This is a genomic window from Exiguobacterium sp. BMC-KP (assembly GCF_001275385.1).
In the GTDB taxonomy this organism is placed as follows: domain Bacteria; phylum Bacillota; class Bacilli; order Exiguobacteriales; family Exiguobacteriaceae; genus Exiguobacterium_A.
This window is the reverse complement of record NZ_LGIW01000015.1, coordinates 680036-697696: the sequence shown is the minus strand read 5'-3', so window position 1 is coordinate 697696 and position 17661 is coordinate 680036. Positions and strand designations below refer to the sequence as shown.

20 protein-coding genes are annotated in these 17661 nt (G+C 47.0%); 9 read left to right on the top strand and 11 right to left on the bottom strand.

From position 1 onward, the window contains the following. Positions 1-6: 6 nt before the first annotated feature. The gene (locus ADM98_RS09165; RefSeq protein WP_235504864.1) at positions 7-1590 is read left to right on the top strand and encodes a PH domain-containing protein; all 1584 of its coding nucleotides are present in this window, start codon (positions 7-9) and stop codon (positions 1588-1590) included. Positions 1591-1656: 66 nt separating this feature from the next. Here ADM98_RS09165 and ADM98_RS09160 read toward each other — a convergent pair whose 3' ends face one another. The 4 genes from ADM98_RS09160 to ADM98_RS09145 form a co-directional block, all read right to left on the bottom strand. Continuing rightward, entirely contained in the window at positions 1657-2544 is an 888-nt protein-coding gene (locus ADM98_RS09160; protein ID WP_160315924.1) for a DUF2268 domain-containing protein, read from the bottom strand. A 250-nt stretch (positions 2545-2794) separates the two neighbouring features. After that, positions 2795-3586, bottom strand: coding sequence for an ABC transporter permease (locus tag ADM98_RS09155; protein ID WP_053453214.1), 792 nt, complete (start codon positions 3584-3586; stop codon positions 2795-2797). After that, entirely contained in the window at positions 3583-4377 is a 795-nt protein-coding gene (locus ADM98_RS09150; protein ID WP_053453213.1) for an ABC transporter permease, read from the bottom strand. Before ADM98_RS09150 ends, ADM98_RS09155 begins: the two co-directional genes overlap by 4 nt. Further along, positions 4374-5378 carry an ABC transporter ATP-binding protein gene (locus tag ADM98_RS09145; protein WP_053453212.1) on the bottom strand — a complete coding sequence of 335 codons (1005 nt, stop codon included), beginning with the start codon at positions 5376-5378 and terminating at the stop codon, positions 4374-4376. Before ADM98_RS09145 ends, ADM98_RS09150 begins: the two co-directional genes overlap by 4 nt. A gap of 141 nt (positions 5379-5519) precedes the next feature. Between ADM98_RS09145 and ADM98_RS09140 the strand changes: the two genes are divergently transcribed. The 3 genes from ADM98_RS09140 to ADM98_RS09130 all read left to right on the top strand — a co-directional run bounded on the left by ADM98_RS09140 (position 5520) and on the right by ADM98_RS09130 (position 7821). After that, positions 5520-5903 (top strand): hypothetical protein, encoded by a 384-nt coding sequence (locus tag ADM98_RS09140; RefSeq protein WP_053453211.1) that lies wholly within the window; start codon positions 5520-5522, stop codon positions 5901-5903. 154 nt (positions 5904-6057) lie between these two features. Further along, the gene (locus ADM98_RS09135; RefSeq protein ID WP_053453210.1) at positions 6058-7143 is read left to right on the top strand and encodes a GGDEF domain-containing protein; all 1086 of its coding nucleotides are present in this window, start codon (positions 6058-6060) and stop codon (positions 7141-7143) included. A 66-nt stretch (positions 7144-7209) separates the two neighbouring features. Next, positions 7210-7821, top strand: coding sequence for a YdeI/OmpD-associated family protein (locus tag ADM98_RS09130; protein WP_053453209.1), 612 nt, complete (start codon positions 7210-7212; stop codon positions 7819-7821). Here ADM98_RS09130 and ADM98_RS09125 read toward each other — a convergent pair. Together ADM98_RS09125 and ADM98_RS09120 are read right to left on the bottom strand one after the other, a co-directional pair. Further along, a complete protein-coding gene (locus ADM98_RS09125; RefSeq protein WP_053453208.1) occupies positions 7810-8700 on the bottom strand; it encodes an ABC transporter ATP-binding protein in 891 nt (296 codons plus the stop codon). The genes ADM98_RS09130 and ADM98_RS09125 overlap by 12 nt on opposite strands. A 1-nt stretch (position 8701) precedes the next feature. Beyond that, positions 8702-9385, bottom strand: coding sequence for an ABC transporter permease (locus ADM98_RS09120; protein WP_053453207.1), 684 nt, complete (start codon positions 9383-9385; stop codon positions 8702-8704). A gap of 249 nt (positions 9386-9634) precedes the next feature. Between ADM98_RS09120 and ADM98_RS09115 the strand changes: the two genes are divergently transcribed. From ADM98_RS09115 to ADM98_RS09100, 4 genes are all read left to right on the top strand, one after another. Next, entirely contained in the window at positions 9635-10495 is an 861-nt protein-coding gene (locus ADM98_RS09115; protein WP_053453206.1) for an alpha/beta fold hydrolase, read from the top strand. A gap of 43 nt (positions 10496-10538) precedes the next feature. Continuing rightward, entirely contained in the window at positions 10539-10925 is a 387-nt protein-coding gene (locus ADM98_RS09110; RefSeq protein ID WP_053453205.1) for a hypothetical protein, read from the top strand. A 164-nt stretch (positions 10926-11089) separates the two neighbouring features. After that, complete coding sequence (locus ADM98_RS09105) at positions 11090-11752, top strand: type 1 glutamine amidotransferase domain-containing protein (protein ID WP_053453204.1); 663 nt, start codon at positions 11090-11092, stop codon at positions 11750-11752. A 54-nt stretch (positions 11753-11806) separates the two neighbouring features. Next, positions 11807-12094: a putative quinol monooxygenase gene (locus tag ADM98_RS09100; protein WP_053453203.1), complete on the top strand. Its 288-nt coding sequence runs from the start codon at positions 11807-11809 to the stop codon at positions 12092-12094. Between the two features lie 70 nt (positions 12095-12164). Here ADM98_RS09100 and ADM98_RS09095 read toward each other — a convergent pair whose 3' ends face one another. Beyond that, positions 12165-13019: a LysR family transcriptional regulator gene (locus ADM98_RS09095; protein WP_053453202.1), complete on the bottom strand. Its 855-nt coding sequence runs from the start codon at positions 13017-13019 to the stop codon at positions 12165-12167. Positions 13020-13249: 230 nt separating this feature from the next. Here ADM98_RS09095 and ADM98_RS09090 point away from each other — a divergent pair, with 230 nt between their 5' ends. Then, complete coding sequence (locus ADM98_RS09090; protein ID WP_053453201.1) at positions 13250-13744, top strand: hypothetical protein; 495 nt, start codon at positions 13250-13252, stop codon at positions 13742-13744. Positions 13745-13818: 74 nt separating this feature from the next. Here ADM98_RS09090 and ADM98_RS09085 read toward each other — a convergent pair whose 3' ends face one another. The 4 genes from ADM98_RS09085 to ADM98_RS09070 all read right to left on the bottom strand — a co-directional run bounded on the left by ADM98_RS09085 (position 13819) and on the right by ADM98_RS09070 (position 17607). Continuing rightward, complete coding sequence (locus ADM98_RS09085; RefSeq protein WP_053454519.1) at positions 13819-14850, bottom strand: zinc-binding dehydrogenase; 1032 nt, start codon at positions 14848-14850, stop codon at positions 13819-13821. A gap of 85 nt (positions 14851-14935) precedes the next feature. Further along, the gene (locus tag ADM98_RS09080) at positions 14936-15736 is read right to left on the bottom strand and encodes an SDR family NAD(P)-dependent oxidoreductase (protein ID WP_053453200.1); all 801 of its coding nucleotides are present in this window, start codon (positions 15734-15736) and stop codon (positions 14936-14938) included. Further along, positions 15730-16743 (bottom strand): NADP-dependent oxidoreductase, encoded by a 1014-nt coding sequence (locus ADM98_RS09075; RefSeq protein ID WP_053453199.1) that lies wholly within the window; start codon positions 16741-16743, stop codon positions 15730-15732. Before ADM98_RS09075 ends, ADM98_RS09080 begins: the two co-directional genes overlap by 7 nt. Positions 16744-16761: 18 nt before the next feature. After that, positions 16762-17607, bottom strand: a complete 846-nt coding sequence (locus ADM98_RS09070; protein ID WP_082318525.1) for an alpha/beta fold hydrolase — start codon at positions 17605-17607, stop codon at positions 16762-16764. Between the last annotated feature and the right edge of the window lie 54 nt (positions 17608-17661).

Below are 17661 nucleotides of genomic sequence, written 5' to 3'. Positions count from 1 at the left end.
ATAATCTTGCAACAGTCAAAATTGGCACAATCGGTTACGTCCATGACATTCCGTCTTTACCACTTGCACAAGCAACGGAAATCACGCAACGAATCACTGCCTTATCAGACCGTACGTCACGAAAGGAGCGAGCTGATGCGACAGGAACCATCCATGACTTCCTTTAAGCTCCATCCTGCCTGGATTCCGTATCGCTTCGGCATTGCTACGGAAGAATTCGTTTTCGTCGCTCTCATCATCTCTTTCTTGTTCCGCCGCTTATCCTTACCGCTGTTCTCTTGGTATGGATACACGGTGCTCGGTAGTTTCATTCTCGTGCATCTAATCGGTCTCGTGTTGCAGTGGAAACACTTTAACTATCAACTCAAGGAACAAGAGCTTCTGATTGAAAAAGGTGCGTTCGTGACGGAGAAAAAACAGATTCCCTATGAACGGATCCAAGGGATCACGGAATACGAATCGTTGTTTCATCGCGTGACGGGTCTGACGTCACTCGTCATTGAGACCGGTTCGACGGATTCCGATGCCGACGTTCGTCTTGAGATGCTGTCAAAACTAGAAGCAGCACAAATCAAGGAACAGATCGAGTCAATCGTTACACGAAAGCATGATCCTGAGGCACTACCAGAAGTCGCAACGACCATGCTAGCGCCAAATCAAGAACAATACGCGATTCAATTCAAGGAGATTGCGCTGGCTTCGCTGACGTCACTCAGTCCGTTGTTCTTTTTCTTCCTTCTTTACTCTGTTTATCGAGAATTAAGTCGTTTTCTTGAGCTCGATGATATCATCAATTCGATTGTCAGATTCAGTACCCAATCTAACGTCATGCGTGTTTCGATGATTGGAATCTTGATCATCCTTGCTCTCAGTTATGGTGTCTTTCGGAATTATCGCTTATATTCTGGCTTTCGCATTGATGCAGATCAACGCTTGATTCAGATTGAAAAAGGCTGGGAGAGCGTTACGCGCTTCTCGATTCAAAAAGACCGGATTCAAGCCATGACGATGCGGAGTCGTTTCATCCATCAGTTACTCGGAATCAATCAAGTCAAGATGATCAGTTCGATTGATCCCGAACAACAAGACAAAAACACGTCTGCCGTTTTGTTCCCGTTCATCCAACGTTCAAAAGCGCTCGACTTGATTCCGAAAGTGTTACCTGATTTTCAAGTGGCACCTCGGACGCTTACGATTCCTCAACTGGCAATCGTCGTAAAATTATGTCGGACCGTCTTGTTATGGGGTATCATTCCGATTTGCATATGGTTCATGTTCCCGAGCTTACGTTTTCTTGCCGTGTTGATCTGCTTTGCTATCATCACGTCACAAATCTTGAGTCGCCGCTTCAGTATATATACGATGAGTCCGACATTGCTACACTTCCATCAAGGGGGACTCGCCCCTCTTACGTACTGGATGCGCCGTGATGGCATCGAACGACTCGAGCTGTCCGAGTCTTACGTGCAACAACGTCTTGGTCTTGCAACCGTCACCGTCACCTTACATGCGACTCCAGCAAAGGAAGTACGGATCACGGATGTTCCGATTGAATGGACGAAGCATTGTCAAAGATGGTATATCGAATGAATCAATCTTGAAGTACAAAAAATAGACCTGTCAGCTTCTTTTATACTGACGGGTCTATTTTTTGAATCAAAGGAGATCAGTTTTATACTTGTAATCCTTTAAGATCGTTTCCGCGTCTTTAGTCGTCCAATCTACTATCGATTCTGAAGGATGTTTTTCAAGATATGCGTCCATGATGTCTTTACCCAATCGATACATACTCCACAAAGGTACATCCTTATCATTATTTCCGTCCATGATATCATCTTGCGTTAACTCGCCATTTTTCATTAAACGTAGAACATGCTGTTTCGTCTCTTCTTCTAATGGCTCGACCCAGGCTGGTGTCACACCTTTGACGACGCGTTTCGCGAACTGATCCGCCTTCCCTTCAAGGAGGAGTGAATGGATCAGTGGACTGGCTTCGTCTTCTAAAGAAGTATCTAACTTCATTCGATCATATAAAGCAGTGTGGTGATATTCATGTGCTACTGCATATTCTAACATTTTCTTATCATAGTCAGCAGTAAGGAATAAAATGAAGCAATCTCTAGTTGCTAATCCTGCGACCCCTCCCATGACATCCATACGCTCCATGAATTCCGAGTTAACAGGCACGATGAAAATCGTATTCGTTTGTTTAGGTAATGCCCGATGTGAAGCAGTATAACTTTTCTCAATGATTTTTTTGATCTCTGTATCTTGTTTCATCAGCTCTTTCGTCCGACTCACTAATTGTTCTTTATACTCAGTAGCTTGTAGCATAAAATAACTTTTCATATATGTTAGATCGAGATTTTGTTGCTCACCGATTTCATCGATGTAGCCTAAGACATGTTTAAGATAACTGTTCGTGTTGTCGTTTGAGTTTCCTGTCTGCATCGCTTCTTCTAAGTACTGATTGTATTGCGTATAGAGCGGAACAATCTTGACCTGATCATCTTGACCCATCTTGATCGTCTTGTTTTTAATCATTTCGTCATTCGATGAAAAGAAGTTTTCTGCCCTTTCCCAAACGGTACACCCCGATAAGGTAACCAACATCAAACAGAGTAATACGAGCACTCCTTTTTTCAATGTAACCCCTCCCTCAGATTTACGTCTCAATATTCTATACTGTTATTTAATAACAAAAGTTTCATATTTTAGACAAAAAATCTATCTCTAAATCGCTATACACAAAAAGAACCTTGAAGCGTCCTAACACTTCAAGGTTCTCATCATTTCATGACCCCGTACTCGCAAATGCTTTTAGCCCGAACAACCAGAACCGATAGGCAATCAAACAGGCAATAATCGCGACGAGTGGTGACGCAAGAGCCATCGCTCCATATCCTCTCCCGTCAAAGAAATACATCGCCGGATAAAAGGCAGTAAATCCGAACGGGATGATGTAGGTCAAGACGAACATTAATACTTTCGAGTAGATCGTCATCGGATAACGAGCAAAGTCACTCAGACTGAAGACTGCTGAGACGACCGGCAGACTATCGACCATCCAGAACGAGAACGTCGCAAAAAACAAGTTGATCGCGATGTAAAGCAGGCCGCTCGAAAGAACAAGGACGACCAACATCAAAAAATCACCGAAGCTCCAGACCATGTTCAACTGCTCTGAAGCAATATAGAGCACCCCACCACCAATCAACAATTGACCGAACCCGTCTTGTTGGACCCGTTCAGCGATGATTTGAAACAGCGGATTGACCGGGCGCATCAATAATCGATCCAGATTACCGGTCCGGATGTACTGCCAGCCGATCGTCCAGAGGTTATCAAAGAAGATATGATGCAAGGCACGTCCTAGGAAAGCGATCCCATAGATGAATAAGATTTCGTAAAAATCCCAACCGTTTAACGTCTCGATATGCTGAAAGACGACCGACAGGAAAAAGAGTGAGGCAAACTGTTGACCGAAGACCGACAGGACACCAATCAGGAAATCAATCCGATATTCCATCATGACCTTAAAATGACTTTTTGCATACAGCCAGTAGAGTTTTATGTATCGTTTCATCCGCCGAACACCGTCACTTTCCGGATCGCGAGCGCGAACGTGACACGTAACAAGACAAAGAACCCAATCAACCAACCGATTTGGACGAGTAACGCTTGCAGGATGCCGCTTGCACCGATTTCTCCCGTATAAATCGCGACCGGAACGTAGACGAGCGAAGCGAACGGTAAGTAGAGACTGATCGTTTGAAACCAGTCCGGGAATAACGTCAACGGAACGATTGCTCCAGACATGATCGTGATGACAGCGTCTTGTAAGACGGAAAGTCCCCAAATGTTGACGGTATAAAAGGCGAAGATACCGACGAGTAAATCAATCAGTGTCGCAAGTAAGACGGCAAAAACAACACTGCCGACGAAAGCGAGTCCAGCTAGCCATGACTGTGGTCGATCCACACCGATGAACAGAATCGAGACGAGGACAAGTGGTAGGATCGAGCGGAACAAGACCGAGAGTTTTGAGCCGATGTCTTGCGCGAGTAATTTATCGAGCAAGTGATACGGACGCAGCAATTCGATTGCAATCGCCCCTTGTTTAATCATCCGGGCGAGATCGCGTCCAGCACCGCCACGGAACTGATCGATCATCGTCGCGAGAATCGCATAAGTTAGCATTGTCGACAGTGAGATGCCGGAGACGTCCGTTTTATTCGCGTAAACCGCTTGCCAGAAGAAGTAGAGAATGAACAGTCGCATCGTCACGCTAAACATACTGGCCCAGTACCAAGCGGTGTAGGCAAGATCGACCTTGATTTGTGACCGCATCAACGCGGTATATTTTCGGAGTCTCATGCGCTGATCCCCGCTTGGTACAGTTTTCGGATCAATGTCTCCATCTTCGGTACGGAAACGGAGACGTCCCGGACCGCATACAATGAGACGATCTCCTTGATGACTTGTCCACTCGATAATTCGCGGTCGTCAAACGCGAGCTCATACGTCAATTCATCCGTCGTAAATAAGATCACGCGGTTGATCAACGCCGTAGGTAAAGTAAACGACACCGGTTCTTCCAGTGTGATCCGAAGCGTCCGCTCATGGCTGAATGACTCCTTCAACTGATCAATCGTATCGTCATAGATGATGCTCCCGTCGTCAAGGACGATCACTCGATCACAGACTTCCTCGATGTCCTGCATATCATGTGTCGTCAAGATGACGGTCGTGCCCCAGCGGTCACTCATCTCCCGAATGAAGTGACGGATCGTTTCCTTGATCTCGATATCAAGTCCGATCGTCGGTTCGTCGAGATAGACGACTTTTGGTCGATGTAGGAATGCTGCTGCTAATTCACAACGCATCTTTTGACCGAGCGACAGTTGCCGGACCGGTACGTCAAGGAGCGGTGCTAACTCTAGCTTCTCTCGAAACCACGCGAGCGTTTCATCAAACTCTGACTTCGGCACCTGATAAATTTCCTTCAACAGCTCAAACGATTCTTGGACCGGAATGTCCCAGAACAGTTGGGTCCGCTGACCAAAAACGGCACCGATTTGCGATGCGTTCTTGACCCGGTCAGCATGTGGGTCAAGTCCAAATACCCGAACGTTCCCCGCGTCCGGACGTAAGACACCAGCAAGCATCTTGATTGTCGTTGATTTCCCGGCACCATTGAAGCCGATGTAGCCGATGCGCTCTCCTGCTTCAATCGTCAAATCAATGCCTTTGACTGCCTCTTTCGTCCGGTAGGTCCGGCGAAACAGCGCTTTGATTGCCCCGCGTAGTCCTGGTTCCCGTTGTAGGATCTGATAGTGTTTCGTCAGTCCCGTTGCTTTGATCGCAAATGATTGCATGTGTTCTCCCCCTTTTGTGCAAACGCTTTCCGAAAAAGTAGTATACCAGAAAAATCCAAACATCTTCCAGCTCATTTGAAAATTTTTCTCGATATTCTGACGAAGTCGCGTAATAATAGATGAAAAAGGAGTGGTCAGACCATGATCTTACGTCATATGACACATCGCCATCACATGAAATCCATCGTGACACGCGGCGGATTGTCGCCAATATTCCAAGTCGATGCACCCAAAGGCTTGATCGCGTTTGAAGTCGATCCACCAAACGATGCCTATCGTACTCATTTCCACCAATTGAAAACAGACTGGGTAGACGGTGACGTCGTGACGCTTGAATTCGACGGGGAGCGGATGCAAGCTGCTGGATTCGAGATTTTACATCAGGAAGAAGATACGCGGAGCCAACAGGCTGAACGATTAGGCGTGCCACTCGGGGAAATCGGTGCCTACGCATTCATTCGGAATTTCGTCTCACTCGATTATCTAGTCGAATCTTCGCGTGAAAAAATCTCAGAGTACTATTAAGCTGATTGAACGCATTACTCTTTTTTAAAAGATAAGAAAATCATGATACTTTCATACATCTTTAGGGTATCGTTGGTTGTATAGAATAAATATTCACTAAATGAATCATTTTACTGTAGTTAATTTTTAGAAACTAGTCGAGAGGAACACGAACATGTGGAATACACTGAATCACCTCATCCTCAATGTCGCGCTAACCTTTTTCTTCGTGCTCATCTCCCTGTTCTTTTTTAAACGGTTTCAGTTTCGAAATACGCTAGACAGTTGGCTGAAGAAAAATCTATTAGTACTGCTTCTTGCAATAGGTGCTGGCTATTGGATCATCCTCAATGCCATCACCTATCAGGGATTTCGATTTGATTTATCAATTACATTGATCGTCATCGCCTTCATCTATGGCGGCATCAGTAGCGGCTTCATCACGACACTCGTCTTCGCTGCCCTCCAACTATTTGTCTTTCCGTCAACCGACGTGATGTGGCTCGTTTTGACGTACCTGATTGTCAGCATCGTCGTGCTCTATTTACAGAACGAAGCACCTGACCGATTCATCTCGTTTCCAATCATTTTCGGTATCGCACTCATTCTCTGTTTACCATACGTCCATCACGTCCGACCGAATGACGTGACTGCGATATCTATCTTTCTCATCGGCAATGGCTGTGCTGGACTTCTGTTGCATAGCATTCTGCATCAAGTCCGGTGGCACTTCAATCAAGTCCGGATGCATCGTCGTCTCGCTTTGACGGATACGCTGACAGGTCTTGATAATCGGCGCCGTTTGGAAGAGACCGTCCAGCGTTATAAATCACAACAGATGAACTTTTCCATCATGATCATCGACGTCGATCATTTCAAACAGGTCAATGATACATACGGTCATGACCAGGGCGATCACATTCTGCGTCAAATCAGCGCCTTGCTTACGTCCTATTGTCCCCCTTCATGTGTACTCGGACGATTTGGTGGCGAGGAGTTCATGATGCTGTTGCCGGAGCATTCGTTACCTGAGACGCGACGACTTGCAGAACAAATCTGTGAAGCCAGTGCCAAACGGACGTACGAGCTATCCGTAACGGAACCACTTCAAGTAACGCTATCGATTGGTGTGTCTCGACAAACCAACCAACCGTCCGAGACGCATAATTTTTTGCAGACGATCCAGCAAGCAGATGCTGCTCTCTATCAAGCGAAAAAGAGCGGTCGAAATTGTGTCTTTCATCATGACCCGTTATGTTGAAAAAAAGTGAAATCCTCCCTCGTATAACGCTAAGGGGGGATTTCACTATGGAATGGAGGAACGAGCATGGAGATCACGGACGTCTTACGGTTTATTAATCGCGCGGACTTTCGACAGTGGTTATCGGAACACGCGGAACATAAGTCATTTTGCTGGGTAATCCTCAGTCGAAAACAAGCCGGAGATGGTCTTCTCTATCTCGATGCCGTCGAGGAGGCACTTTGCTTCGGCTGGATCGACGGGATTACAAAGAAAACCGAAGACGGTGAACTGGCGCAACGTTTTACACCACGCCGCCCGAACAGTAACTGGACTGAACTCAATAAAGAACGTGTCCGTCGCTTGGAACGTCTCGGTTTGATGCAACCGTCCGGTCGACAAATTTTACCGGACATGTCTCCTGAAGCATTCGTCATTGATGAAGTGATTCAGGCACGTCTACAGGAAGATCCGATCGTCGATGAGAATTTTAACAATTTCCCGGAGCTCTATCGCCGCATCCGGATCGATACGATTCAAAGTGTGCGCAAAGATCCGGTTCTCTACGAAAAACGTCTGCAGACCTTAATTGAAAAAACGAAACTGAATCAGATATACGGTCAATGGAATGATGGAGGTCGTCTATTCGTTGAAAATCATTCGACAACGGAAGTGAGCCTTTCTCCTTCAGACAGCTAAGAAAATCTCTTCTAACGATTGGCGTTCGATGTGTACTTCATACACTTTTATGTCTTGCTTCGCGAGCATGACGAGTAACTCCGGAATATCCTCTTCGGTCGGTAGATTGAGCCGTGTATATTCATCCGTTTGCGACAATTCCTGAATGGTATTCGGAAGATGTAATAGCTCGAGTTGTGGGACAGTCCGAATGCGAATCTGAACTTCCTGCCCGATCGCTTCTTGCAACGATGCAACAGTTCCGCAGCGCACGATTCGTCCCTCTGCCATGATTGCGACGCGGTCACAAATCTTTTCGATCTCGTTTAAGTTATGCGAGGTCAAAAAGATTGTTTTGCCGTCGGCTTTTAACGCGAACAACAGTCGCTGGATATCGATTGCGGACTCTGGATCAAGACCAGATGTCGGTTCGTCTAAAAAAAGCAATTCTGGATTTCCGACGAGTGCTTGTGCGATACTGATTTTCTTCTTCATCCCAAACGAGAAGCTCCCGATTTTCTGACGCTCCGTCCCGCTCAATCCGACCCGACCGAGTAGTTCTAGGATCTCACTTTTACTGACGCGAACTTCAGATAATCCTGCCATGTATTCAAGAAACGCGCGCGCTGTCATCTCATGATAGAGATTTGATGTATCCGGCATGACACCAATCCGTCGTTTGATCGCATCCAGTCGATCAGCGGGTTCACCGAGCAGCGAGACGGTTCCAGCTGATGCTTGAGTGATCCCAGTTAGAATCTGAATCAATGTCGATTTCCCGGCACCATTGCGCCCTAAAAAACCAAAGATTTCTCCTTGCTCGACTGTCAGATTAACCTCGCGTAAGACTTCTTTTATACCGAACGATTTCGTCAATCCTCTTACTTCAATCGCATTCATATTATAAATCCTTTCGTTTGAGCTTTAAGTAAGCAATCGCCAAGAACAGTCCACTCCATAACACAGGTATTAGCAGTTGAATTCCAGAAACGATGACGGCATGATACGGCAAGATGTATTGAAACGGTACCATGTACCACTTCTCCGAGAACGCCGACCATAAGCCGATGATCGGTACGATAATTCCGAAAAAGATACCAAGAAACATCGTCAAACCAGGCTTCGTGATCATCGTCGATAAGAAGATATTAAAACTCGTGATGTAGATGATGACAATCAGGATCGTTACATAGTCCATCCAGAACAACTGCTTCGCATAGAGCGAAACAATCAAAAAGTTAATCGAAAGCGTTGCGCACCAGAAGAACAAAGATCCAAGAAACTTCTCCGCTATGATTCGGAAGCGCGATGTCTTCGTGACGAGTAAACGAATCGTCCGCGTCTCGATTTCACGGTTGATAATGTCATGCGATAGCGCGGAGACAAACAGAAAACCGAAGAATAGAATGAAGAATTTAATGCTTGATGTATAGACGGACGATTGATTGACTCCAGCGAGCAGTTCCGGATGTCTCGTCAAATAGGACGCTGTAAAGACTGAGCTGATCGTCAGAAAGAGGATCAACAAAATCGCTTTGATACTTTTAAAGCTGCTCGTGAATTCTTGTTTGAGGATCGGAAACATGGTCGACTCCTTTAGACGTATTTTTGATTAACGCAATCGATCTTTTAGCTTCGTAACAAGGACTCCGAGTCCATATAAAGTAATGACCGTTAAGAGCATCGTGATGATTGTTTCCATTTGAAGTCTCCTTTATGTAAATGACGTATCATCTGTTCTACGCTAGTTCCCGCAGAAAGTTTCCTTATTTTTCAAATCCCGATATTTTCCTTATGGTACAGTGAAAGAAACGCTTTCTAAGGGAGTAGTAGGATGAAACGTTACACAATTAACTGTCAGCAGCAAGCGGTTCACATCACGGAATGGGGAACACAAGACCTTCCGACGATCGTTTGCCTCCACGGACTCGGCAGTACAAGTCTTAGCTTCATCGAAATCGCAGAAGCACTCGCAAGCGAATTTCGCACCATCGCGCTCGACTTACCCGGTCACGGAAAAACAGCAGCTTTTACAGATCCTCTACACTATCGCATGAAGCCACTCACGGACTGGATCGATGAGGTCCTACATATACTCGATATTCGTCAGTTCTATGCTTTGTCCCACTCATGGGGAAGTGTCCTCTCGCTCTATTATTTAATTGAACATGCTAATCGAGTGCTCGGTACGATTCTGATCGACGGTGGCTATCATAGTAAACGGCTGTACGGGATGTCAGTCGAAGAGGAAGTCGCTTTTTACGAACGTGACTTCGAAGACTCTGTCGCGACATGGGACGAATTTTTAGACGTTGCTGTCTATGCTCCGGATGCACGTCGCTCCCCTGCTCTTGACAAGGCGGGTACCGACTTGCTTCGTCTAGAAAACGGACGTTATCACTGGCATGCGCGTGGAGCGACCGCTGCTGCGATCGTACGCGCACTTCACTACGATGATGTCCTTGATTTTCTAGCAGATATTAAGGGGTCACCTATTCAGTTATATGTCGCGACGTTACCGACGGATCAAATACCAATTCGACTTCAGGCGACGAATCTGTTACACGATTTGACGAATACGACGATCCATCTCGTTCCGGAAACCGGGCATCTGTTGCACTGGGATCGTCCCGACATCATCATCGAGGCGATTCGTCATCATTGGGCGTCCGGAAAAAGATTGTCTTCCCTTTGACAATTGGTTTATTATGGAATTAGAGTGAAAAGGAGGGGTTCATATGCTAAAACGGTTAACGTTCGTTTGTGTAACCTTATGCGTCGCGATCGTCGCCGTGCTCGTCGCAGCACGCCATTCAACAGGCAATACCATCTCGTTTGAGGAGCCGTTATCGGTCTACATGGCGATTGGACTAATTGTCTTCTTATTCCTACCACCACTCATCCTATCGTTTTTCGAGCACCCTGTACTGAAGATCGTCAATGTCATTTATCAATCACTGATCGTCTTTAGCTTCGTCGGACTAATTCCGGTCGGCTTCTTGATTCCGAATGGTTCTTCGACAATTATCGTCGCCGTCCTCGGAACGGTTGCAAGTCTTGCGAGTGTCATTGTGACAATACGAAGTCACTCGATGCTATCTAACTATTCTTCTGACGTACGTTAATCCACTTTTTCAGACTACTTTCGACGCAATAGTCGGAAGTAGTTTTAATTTTTATCTATAAATTTATTTATCGATATACACATTTTTATTAATTTGTTTTTCGTTTCAGTCAGGCGTATTCTAATCACGTAGCCAATCGGCAAACGAAAAAGGAGGAACACATCATGAGTAAACACATCTTAATGGTTGTCACGAACGCGAAAGAAATGAAAGAAGGTCACGCAACTGGACTTTGGTTGTCTGAGTTCGCGGAAGCGTACATCGAATTCAAAAACGCAGGATATACCGTCACGGTCGCAAGCCCGAACGGCGGCGAATCACCAATCGACGCACGGAGCCTAGAAGAGGAAGTCCCAGCTGAGATCCAAGCGACAGCTCCACTCTTGAAAGAGACACTTGATTTAAAAGCAATCCAGGACTTCTCAGCATTCGATGCAATCTTCATGCCAGGTGGACACGGTACGATGTTCGACTTGCCACAAAGTGATGCCTTGAACAACGCCCTTCGGACATTGTTTGAAGCGAACAAGACGGTCGCTGCGGTCTGCCACGGACCAGCTGGACTCGTCAGTGCGACACTCTCAGACGGAACACCACTCGTCGCTGGAAAGACGATCGCAACGTTCACGGATGAAGAAGAACGCGCGACAGGTCTTGACGTCTACATGCCATTCTTGCTCGAGACACGTCTTCGTGAACTCGGTGCGAACGTCATCACGGCTGACAACTTTACGGAAAACGTCCAAGTCGACGGAAACCTCGTCACGGGTCAAAATCCACAATCCACAATCGCGGTCGCGAAAGCCGTCATTCATACACTCAACTAATCGAAACAAGAGATCCTTTGGATGAAGGATCTCTTTTCATAGGAGGTTCTATCGATGATTCAACTGATTGCCCGGATCGAAGCGCATCCGAATCAAGGCGAACAGCTCGCTTCAATCATCGAAGGTGTGCTTGCACCTTCGCGGTCGGAGGCAGGTTGCCTGACGTATCAGGCACACCGAGCCGTCGACGATCCGAATGTCTTCTACTTTTACGAACAATGGCGTGATCAGGACGCATTCGATCAGCATGTCGCTTCACCGCACTATCAAGCCTATCGAGGAAACAGTTCCAGTCTCGTCGCTGATCGAAACTTGACGTTCTTACATGACATATCGAAGTAAGGTATATTTCATACTAAAAAAGTCCAATCCTCTCAGCATTTGCTTGAGGATTGGACTTTTTTCATCTTATTCAACTTAATGCCTCGATCACCTGTTGTAGCACTGGGTCATGGCGTGAATCGGATCGATAGGCGACATACAACTGGTTCGTCGCGAATCGTTCTGGCGCAATCCGTTGTACCCGTCCAGCGTTAATCGCCGCTTCGACGAGATAGTCCGGTAGAACACTAATGCCGTGCCCCGCCTCGATCGCTTTTAGAATCGCGTCGACGTTCGGTAAAATCATTTCTGGTCGAATCCCTGGTCGTTCCCCGAATTGTGTCTGATAGTAACGACGAATGATCGGCAACTCAAGTCCATAGCTAATCCAGCGCTGTCGGTCCATCCATTCCTTCAGATCCGTTTCCGGAACGTCGTAGTTGATCGGAGCAATTAAATGAAAACGTTCGTCGGCAATCGGGACGTACTGGACACCCGGCTCATCGATCCGTTTCGTCGCGATGATGAAATCGAGCTCATTTGCAAGTAAGCGTTGCAACAGTGGTACCGTCAAATCGAAGACTGCCGTGAATTGCGCGACGTCAAGCGGGAGTTTTGGCACGACGCCATGCGTGACGAATTCCGTCGGTCCCCCGAACTTTAAGAGTGGACGAGGTTGTTCCCCTGCTTCGTATTTCATCTCCAGCGATAATGCCTCGAGCCGGTCGATCAGTCCGACGACTTGAGTATAGAGCGCTTTTCCTGCGTCGGTCGGAATCATTTGCCGTGGCGCACGGATGAACAAGGATGTCTCGAGTTCTGCCTCGAGCGCCGCGATATGCTGACTGACCGCCGGTTGTGTTAAAAAACGAATTCGGGCCGCTGCTGAGACGGAACGTTGTTGGTAGACATGGATGAAACTCCGATACCATTCAAAATCAATCATGTAGTGTTCTCCTTTGGATTTACTCTCTCCCTGATTATAAAAACACTAGATACATAAGACAAATAATGATTTATTTAGAGTATCATAAAAATATTTATGAATGATTTGAATATGATTTTAAAGATAATAATTGAACATCGTATTATGACTGTGCGTCGTTCAATAGATAAGATGGTCTTGATACGACATGATAATATGTACATATACTTAACTTGAAAGGTCGACGAATCATGAAAAAATTTCGCGGTAAACGCCGTTATTTTAAAAATCTCGCACTTGAATTTAAAAGCTTTTCTTCTCCCTCCTATATTGATTCAGACGACTGGTTCAACGACTGGCATATGCATCCTGACTTTTATGGACATGGCAACACGAGTCTACGCATTCGTAAAGCACACCTTCGAATCGCGTTGTTCGCCTTACAGGATATGCAGCAAAAACTACAAGAAAAACAGATGGAGCATCAGATTTACATGACAATCGCACTCGAGGATGCTTCGCAAGACGCAATACATGTCCACACACCGAATCCGGTCGGAACACCGTTTCCACTTGAACGGACTCAGTCGCTTCCACTTTCTACAGATGTTCCAGAATGGATAACGGAACTGTTCCCACACAATACGTATACAATTTATCAATCAAAAGAGGAATTCACGGATTACACGGAAGACGAACCTGTCAGTTCGATGCTCACGCTCTATCATATTTTCCCTAACGCGTAATCTATAGATCGATACGAAAGCGAGCTATCCTTTCCTTAAAAGGAATCAGATAGCTCGTTTTGTTCTTTTTTCATTTAGGGTAGCAAGACGACCTTCCCGAATTTACCGGCTTGTTTGAAATAGGCTTGCGCTTCACGCGCTTCAGCGAGTGGGAATGTCCGGTCGATGACAGGCTGAATCGTTTTCGTTCGAATCGCGTCAAGTAACTTCTCGTAATCATGACGATTACCTAGGACTGATCCTTGCAGACGAATATGCTTTAGATAGAGCGTCCGAAAATCAAGCGACGTCACTTGACCACCGGATGACCCCGAAATGCAGTACGTTCCACCACGTTTCAACAGATCAAGACCTTGTTTGAAGACGGCATCGCCGACGACATCGAGAATCGCATCAACCGGACCGATTGCTTCCATCACTTGCTGATCCCAATCCGACTCACGGTACGAAACGACCACTTCTGCTCCGAGTGCTTGCAATTGATCCTTCAGCTTAAGATCACCGACGAGCGCAACGACTCGAGCCCCGAAGACGCTTGCTGCAATCTGGACGTTAAGTGAGCCGACACCCCCACTCGCTCCTGTTACAAGAACGATTTGTCCTTTTTGTAAGTCTAGTTGCTCGACCATATGCCACGCCGTCAGACCGCTGACCGAGAAGACGGCACTGTCCGTATAGGATTCAAGCGGCATGTCGTAACAGAGTTCAATCGGCCAGCACACATACTCCGCGTAGCCACCGTCATACTCAGACCCGATGAACGATAAGTCTTCGGCACTCTGTTCGTCTTTGATTTCTCCGCTTGCCGTGAATGGGAACAAGACGACGTCGCGCCCGATTTCTGATTCTGCGACACCGTCTCCGACCGCAACGATTCGACCGCTGATGTCTGAACCGGGAATCCGCGGAAATTGCACCCCTTCTGCTTTCCAGCCCGACTCACTCTCCGCACCATATGCCCCTTCGCGCATCCAGATTTCTGTATTATTTAAGGCACATGCTTTAATTTCAATCAGTACCTCACCTTGTTTTGGTTGTGGTGTTTCTTGATCGATATAGGCGAGTTGCTCGAGCCCACCATGCCCTGTGACCATGACTGCTTTCATGTTTTTTGCCTCACTTTCTCTCGTTTCAGAATTACCTGTTTCCATGCTCTTTACCCTTTTCATGAGAGAAAGCCACTTTTTCACTTCAGCGTCCTGTCGCCTGCATCTTCCGTACGATTCGGGTCATCATCTTGCGCGGCAGAAAACGAGGGACATTCGCCAGTACTCGATTTTGCTTTCCAGGAATAATCAGTCGTTCCCCTCGTAAAAATCCAGCATATGCTTCATCCGCGACTCGACCGGCATTCATGACATTCCCTTGACGAAAGAGCTTCGATTGACCCATCCCTGCCCGGTCGACGAATCCTGTCGCCGTCACGCCCGGACAAAGCGCAGTCACCGTCACACCGCTACCGCTGACTTCATTTTCGATCGCTTCCGTAAACGAGAGGACGAAAGACTTCGAAGCATAATAGACGGACATCAAAGGTCCTGGGAAAAAGCCGACCATCGATGAAACGTTTAGGATGCCACCTGTTCCTCGTTCGACCATCGCTGGCAAAAATCGTTTCGTCATTTCCGTCAAAGCGCGGATGTTGACATCAATCATGTTCAGTTCCTGATTGAGATCCGTCTCAAGAAACGGTCCATAGAGTCCAAAGCCAGCATTATTGACGAGGTAGTCGACGTGAATCTGACGAGCATCAAGTTCTTGTTTGATCGCTAGCGGTACACCGGGACTTGCGACGTCTTTGACGATTACGGTCACTTCGATGCCGTAGTTTTTACGATAATCGGTCGCAAGGCGTTCGAGTGTCTTCCCGCTACGTGCGACGAGCACGAGGTTTGATCCGCCTGTTGCGAAGCGGTCCGCGAGTTCCTTGCCAATCCCACCTGACACCCCCGTGATGAGCGTCGTCTTTTGCGACAGAGGTCGATTTACCATGTCACGATCACCTTGCCTTCCGGACGACCCGTCGCGACAAGCGTCAAGGCTTCGTTAATCTCGTTAATCGAAAAACGTTTTGGGTGCAGGACCGGTTTGATCTGTTGTTGTTCGACGATGTCTGTAATTTTCGTCAGCTGTTTTCCCTCTGCCCGTACGAAGATGAAGCGATACTCGACATCGTGTTTTTTTGCTGTCCGGTCGTATCCTGCACCTGCGAGTGCAAACAGTTTTCGTTTCCAAAACGGGAACTTACGGTCTTCAGCGAAGCGTTTGTTCGGGCCTGTCCGAAGCGACAGTAATCGTCCCCCTCGTTTTAACGTTCCTAACTCCTTTTTGAATTCGTTCGGTCCGAGCGTATCGATCACATAATCGACGTTCGATACGACCTGCGTATAGTCCTGTTTCGTGTAATCGACGTATTCACTTGCACCGAGTGCAAGCATTCGGTCACGTGATGCCGTATTCCCACTGACAATAACATCAAGTCCTGCTTCCTTCGCTAGCGGTACCGCCATCTGACCGAAACTACCCGATCCTCCTGGAATGAAGACCTTCTTTCCTGGTTTGACGTTTAACTCTTCATGTAATCCTTGATACGCCGTTAATCCAGTCAAAGCGATGGCTGCTGCTTCGTCATACGAGAGATTCCGCGGCATCCGAGCGATCGCTGACGCATCGACTGCGACAAAAGAAGCAAACGCTCCAATTTGATCGATCGGCAATCGGGAATAGACGTCGTCCCCTACTTGAAATGTCGTGACGCTTTTTCCGACCTGCTCGACGACACCTGCTAATTCATTGCCGAGTGTGAGCGGGAAAGAATAATCCTGAATCAATTTGACGCTCCCTGTCATGATTAGCATTTCGAGCGGATTGATGGCTGCCGCTTTGACACGGATCAACACTTGATGGTCCGCAATGTTAGGAATCGCCACTTCGTTCACACTTGCTTCGATCCGTTTTGAATATTTATCAATTTGTGCTGCCTTCATCGTGTAGGTCATGTTCAAATCGTCTCCTTTTTAGACAAGATCTCCGTCTAGGAATAATGCCACGTGTGCTGCGAACTGTTCTGGGAACTGGAACAAGTGACCATGACCAGAATCCGGATAGATAATCAGCTGTGCATTCGGGATGTGTTCCGTCAGCAGATAACTGTTCGCTGTCGGTACCATCACGTCTTCGATCCCGTTCGTTACGAGCGTCGGGTGTGAGATCGAGCGCAACCATTGATAGTTCGAATTTGGTTGCGGATGTGCCCATTTCCCGATTGCTTCCATCTGTGCCTGCTTGACTTGCTCCGAACTATCGAACTGCTTCTGAGCGAAGATTCGCTTTAGCGATGCCATTCCGGCTGCTTGGCTCGTTGAAGTCTGTCCATAGAAGAAGAACATGAAGTCGGCGACACCATCTTCTTCAGTTCCGCCGTGACGGTTCATCCGTTCGAAGATCTCTGGACGTGGATGAATCCCTGACTCGGGTGCCGTACCCGCTAAGATTAATTTACGGACGAGGTCACCATGTTGCAACGCGACTTCTTGGGCAACCATTCCTCCGATTGAGAACCCGAGCAGATCGACCTGTGCATGTCCGAGTGCGCGAATGAATGCTGCTGCGTCTGCTGCCATTTCAGAAACGCTCGTCGGTGTTTCACCGTTCGTTTCTCCGACGCCTGTATTGTCAAACAAGATGAGTGGACGCTGTTTTGCGAGTGCTGTGAGTAAAGCCGGATCCCAGTTCTCGATCGTTCCTCTGAAATGAACGAATAAGACGAGTGGCGTACCGTGAGTCGTTCCCATTTCTCGATAGGCGAACCGTGTACCTGCTACTTCGATGAATGAAGATGTTGTCGGGAGTTGCGTTGTCATAATGAATTCCTCCAATGTTTTTAGAATGAACGTTCTAGAATAGTCAAAAAGAAA